Origin of the sequence: Kytococcus sp. HMSC28H12 (assembly GCF_001816045.1) — a bacterium.
Lineage (GTDB): Bacteria > Actinomycetota > Actinomycetes > Actinomycetales > Dermatophilaceae > Kytococcus > Kytococcus schroeteri.
On sequence record NZ_KV824655.1, the window covers coordinates 1 to 4,690 of the forward strand.

Sequence of the window (4,690 nt, forward strand, 5' to 3'; positions counted from 1 at the left end):
GGGCCGCCAGGACCACCGGGGTGCCGGCGTCGCCGCCCTCGCGCAGTCGCGTGTCCAGCGGCACCTGGCCCAGCAGCGGCACCTCGCCGCCGATGGTGCGGCCCAGGGACTCGGCCACGGTGCGGCCGCCGCCGGAGCCGAACAGCTCCTGGCGCGTGCCGTCGGGCATCTCGAGCCAGGACATGTTCTCGATGACGCCGGCCACGCGCTGCTTGGTCTGCAGGGCGATGGCGCCGGCGCGCTCGGCCACCTCGGCGGCGGCCTGCTGCGGGGTGGTCACCACGAGCAGCTCCGAGCCCGGCAGCATCTGGGCCACGGAGATCGCGATGTCACCGGTGCCCGGCGGCAGGTCGAGCAGGAGCACGTCGAGGTCGCCCCAGAACACGTCGGAGAGGAACTGCTGCAGCGCGCGGTGCAGCATCGGGCCGCGCCAGACCACCGGCTGGTTGCCGGGCACGAACATGCCGATGGAGATGACCTTCACGTCGTGCGCCACCGGGGGCATGATCATCTCGTCCACCTGGGTGGGCTGGCGCTCCACGCCGAGCATGCGGGGCACGGAGAAGCCGTAGATGTCGGCGTCCACCACGCCCACCTTGAGGCCCTGGGTGGCCATCGAGGCGGCGAGGTTGACCGTGACCGAGGACTTGCCGACGCCGCCCTTGCCGGAGGCCACGGCGTAGACGCGGGTCATGTTGTCCGGGCGCTGGAAGGGGATCTCGCGCTCGGCCTGGCCGCCGCGCAGGCCCTGCTTGAGGGCGGCCCGCTGCTCGTCGTTCATGACGCCCATCTCCACGTCCACGGCGGTGACGCCCTCCACGCCGCCGACGGCCTCCTTGACGTCCTTCTCGATGGTGGACTTCAGCGGGCAGCCGGCCACGGTGAGCAGCACGCGCACGAGCACGCGGCCCGGGTCGTCCTTCGCGGTGAGGACCTCCTCGACCATCCCGAGCTCGGTGATGGGGCGGCGGATCTCCGGGTCCTGGACCGTGCTCAGGGCATGCTGGATGGCAGTGGGATCAGGGGTGGGCATGTCCTCCATCGTACGTGCGGTGCCTCGTGGCCCCCGCACGCGAGGGGGAGCGCCCGTCGTCCGGCTCGTCGCGCGGGTCGGGCTGCTCGCCCTGCTCCCGGTCGTGCTGCCGCTCGTCGAGCTCCTCGAGGAGGTCCTCCAGCAGGTCGCGCAGCTCGGAGCGGACGAAGTCGCGGCTGGCCATCTCGCCCACGGTGAGGCGCAGCGAGGCCACCTCGCGGGTGATGTACTCGGTGTCGGCCAGGTTGCGCTCGTCGCGGGCGCGGTCCTGCTCGATGCTCACGCGGTCGCGGTCGTCCTGCCGGTTCTGGGCCAGCAGGATGAGCGGCGCGGCGTAGGAGGCCTGCAGCGACAGGATCAGGGTGAGCAGCGTGTAGTTGAGCTCGCGCGGGTCGAACTGCGCGCTGACCGGCATGAAGGTGTTCCACGCCAGCCACGCCCCCACGAAGAGCGTCATGTACAGCAGGAACTGCGGCGTGCCCATGAAGCGCGCGAACGCCTCGCTGGCCCGGCCGAAGGCCTCGGAGTCCATGCCCACGCGCGGCAGGCGCCGGCGCTGGGAGGTCTGCGGGGTGGACAGTCCGCCGGAGGACTCCAGCCGGTCGACGGTCTTCAGCGTGCCGGTCTTGGCCGCGGCCGTCCGGGGGCGGGTGGTGCTCCCCTCACCGGCGGCCTGACGGCGCGCCCGGCGCTCGCGCAGCTCGCGCAGGCGGCTCGCGCGCTCCTCACGGTCCATGTCAGCGGCCACGGGTCACCTCCTGCTCCTCGACCTCGTCCAGGGCGGCCGAGACGTCGGGGGCCTCGGTGTCGCGGTCCTCGCGCCAGTCGTCCGGGAGGATGTGGTCGAGCACGTCGTCCACCGTGACGGCGCCCAGCAGGCGCCGGTCCTCGTCCACCACCGGCAGCGAGATCATGTTGTAGTTCGCCATCGTGCGGGTGACCTCGCCGAGGCTGGCGTCAACGTGCAGCGGGTCGATGTCGCTGTCGACGATGGCGCCGATCGCCTCGTGCGGGGGTTCGCGCAGCATCCGCTGCAGGTGCACCACGCCCAGCAGCTTGCCGGTGGGCACCTCCAAGGGGGCGCGGCAGACGAAGACCATGGCGGCCAGCGCCGGGTGCAGCTCGGAGCGTCGCACGGTGGCCAGGGCCTCGGCGATGGAGCTGTCGGCGCCCAGCACCACCGGCTCGGTGGTCATCATGCCGCCGGCGGTGTCCTCGTCGTAGGTGAGCAGCGTGCGCAGCGGCTCGGCCTCCTCGGGCTCCATGGCGCCCAGCAGGATGGCGGCGGTGCCCTCGGGCAGCTCGCCGAGCAGGTCGGCGGCGTCGTCGGGCTGCATGGCCTCGAGCACGTCGGCGGCGCGGTCGGTGGCCAGGTCGGCCACGATGGCGACGCGGTCCTCCTCGGGCAGCTCCTCCAGCACGTCGGCGAGCTTCTCGTCGGGCAGGGCCTCGGCCACCTCGCGGCGCCGCTTGGGGGTGAGCTCCTGCAGGGCGTCGGCCACGTCGGCGGGCTTGAGGTCGTCGAAGCTCTCCACCAGGCGGTCGGCGCCCTGGGCGGCGTCCTCGGTGTGCAGGCCGCTCACGGCGTCCACGTCCACCACGAGGGTCTCGCCGCGGCGGCGCAGGCTGAGGCGGTGGCGGCGCGAGGGCGGCGGGGTCTTGCGCACGAACACCTTGGTGACGTGCCAGTCGCGGTTGCGCTGCTGGTTGATGCCGATGTCCTCGACCGTGGCCTCGAAGCGCTCGTCGTCGTCGGCCACCACGACCCGCCGGTCGAACAGCTCGGCCTGCACGAGCACCTCGCGCGGCCGGCGCTCGAAGCGGCGGATATTGAGCAGGCCGGTGGTGATGACCTGTCCGGCGTCGATGCTGGTGACGCGCGTCATCGGGAGGAAGACGCGCCGGCGGCCGGCCACCTCCACGACCGCGCCGATGACGCGGGTGAGCCGGCGCTGGCTGGAGTGCTGCACGACGACGTCGCGGACCTGACCGACCCGGTCTCCGAGGGGGTCGAAGACGCCGAGGCCGATGAGGCGGGAGACGAAGACGCGGGGTGCACTCACGGGCACAGGGTAGAGGGTGGGGGCCGTGGGCCGAGGCCCGGCGAGAGGGCGCCCAGCGGCCTCCCAGCGAACCCCCAGCCCGAGGCGTCACACTGTGGGCATGACCACACCGACTGGAATGCGCGGTCCCGGGGCACTGGGTGCCGGCCGCTCGCTGCTCGAGCTCTCCGACCCCCGGTCGGTGGCCACCTACTCCGACTACGCCGAGGCGCAGGGCGCCGTGGACCACCTCAGCGACGAGGGCTTCCCGGTGGACCAGCTGGCCATCGTGGGCACCGACCTCAAGCAGGTGGAGCGCGTGACGGGTCGACTCACCTGGGGGCGTGTGCTCGCCGGCGGCCTGCTCAGCGGCCTGTGGCTGGGCGCCTTCGTGGGCCTGGTGATGTCGCTGCTCACCGAGGACCCGATCCTGGCGGTCATGGTCACCACGCTGGGAGCCGGCGCCGCCTTCGGCCTGGTGTGGGCCGCTATCGGCTACGCGATGACGCAGGGCCGCCGCGACTTCACCTCGGTGACCGCGGTGGTGGCCACGAGCTACGAGGTGCTCGCCGAGGCGCCGCAGGTGGCCGCGGCGCGCGAGATGCTCGGCCTGGGCGCCCCGGCGCCGGTGCACACCGGTCCGCTGCGCACCTACGGCGAGGCGGTGGACGCCGCCCGCGCCGAGCAGGCCGGCCGGGCCCGGCCGGATGACGGTTCCCACCGCACCGCAACGGGGGAGCAGGGCCCCCTGGCGTGACGTCCCGTCCCGCCCCGCCCCGGCTCGCCCCCCTGGTGGAGCCGGGGCCGGACCTGTCGCGGGCCGAGTTGGAGCGCTGGGCCCGCCACGTGCTGCTGCCGGACCTGGGCCCGGTGGGGCAACGCCGGCTGCGCGCGGCCCGCGTGGCCGTGGTGGGTGCCGGAGGGCTGGGCTGCCCGGTGCTGCAATACCTCGTGGCCGCCGGGGTGGGGCACGTGACGCTCTACGACGACGACCTCGTGGAGACCAGCAACCTGCAGCGCCAGGTGCTCCACGGCACCGATGACGTGGGGCGCCCCAAGGTGGACAGCGCCCTGGACGCCCTGCGGCGCATGGGCGGTGTCACCACCCTGGCCGGGGTGCGCGAGCGCCTGGAGCCGGGCAACGCCGCCGCGCTGCTGGCGGGGCACGACCTGGTGGTGGACGGCACGGACAACTTCCCCACGCGCTACACCCTCGACGCCGCGTGCCGCGAGCTGGGCGTACCGCACGTGTGGGCGGCGCTCATGGCCACCCGGGCGCAGGTGAGCACCTTCTGGGCCGCGCCCCGCACGATGGGGGAGGTGCCGGTGGGCGGTGTGACCCTGCGCGACCTCTTCCCGAGCCCGCCGGACCCCACCACCGTGCCGGCGTGCGGGGACGCCGGCATCGTGGGGGCGCTGTGCGGTGTGGTCGGCTCGACGATGGCGCTCGAGGTGGTGAAGCTCGTGACCGGCACCGGGGAGCCGTTGCTGGGGCGGGTGCTCTTCGTGGACGCCGCGACGATGCGGACGCACGAGATCCCCGTGGCCGGGGGCGGTGCGGCGGACGGGGCGACGGGCGCCGCGGACCAGCCGGGGCCGGACCGGGCGCGCGAGT

5 protein-coding genes are annotated in these 4,690 nt (G+C 74.0%); 2 read left to right on the top strand and 3 right to left on the bottom strand.

Translation table 11 applies throughout. The features are described from left to right. From HMPREF3099_RS10480 to HMPREF3099_RS10490, 3 genes are all read right to left on the bottom strand, one after another. Positions 1–1,033: Mrp/NBP35 family ATP-binding protein (locus HMPREF3099_RS10480; RefSeq protein WP_070705922.1), on the bottom strand; the 1,033-nt coding region annotated here is incomplete at its 3' end. After that, a complete protein-coding gene (locus tag HMPREF3099_RS10485) occupies positions 1,020–1,781 on the bottom strand; it encodes a DUF1003 domain-containing protein (RefSeq protein ID WP_070705914.1) in 762 nt (253 codons plus the stop codon). The genes HMPREF3099_RS10485 and HMPREF3099_RS10480, both read right to left, overlap by 14 nt. After that, positions 1,771–3,096, bottom strand: coding sequence for a magnesium transporter MgtE N-terminal domain-containing protein (locus HMPREF3099_RS10490; protein ID WP_070705916.1), 1,326 nt, complete (start codon positions 3,094–3,096; stop codon positions 1,771–1,773). Before HMPREF3099_RS10490 ends, HMPREF3099_RS10485 begins: the two co-directional genes overlap by 11 nt. Before the next feature lie 100 nt (positions 3,097–3,196). Here HMPREF3099_RS10490 and HMPREF3099_RS10495 point away from each other — a divergent pair, with 100 nt between their 5' ends. Both HMPREF3099_RS10495 and HMPREF3099_RS10500 read left to right on the top strand, forming a co-directional pair. Continuing rightward, positions 3,197–3,832, top strand: coding sequence for a YflT domain-containing protein (locus HMPREF3099_RS10495; RefSeq protein WP_083323714.1), 636 nt, complete (start codon positions 3,197–3,199; stop codon positions 3,830–3,832). After that, positions 3,829–4,690, top strand: an 862-nt coding sequence (locus HMPREF3099_RS10500) for a HesA/MoeB/ThiF family protein (protein ID WP_070705920.1), incomplete at its 3' end; no start/stop codon positions are given. The genes HMPREF3099_RS10495 and HMPREF3099_RS10500, both read left to right, overlap by 4 nt.

What these genes read in the sequence shown, in the direction of transcription:
- HMPREF3099_RS10495 (WP_083323714.1), top strand. Translation starts at nt 3,197, where the DNA reads ATGACCACACCGACTGGAATGCGCGGTCCCGGGGCACTGGGTGCCGGC.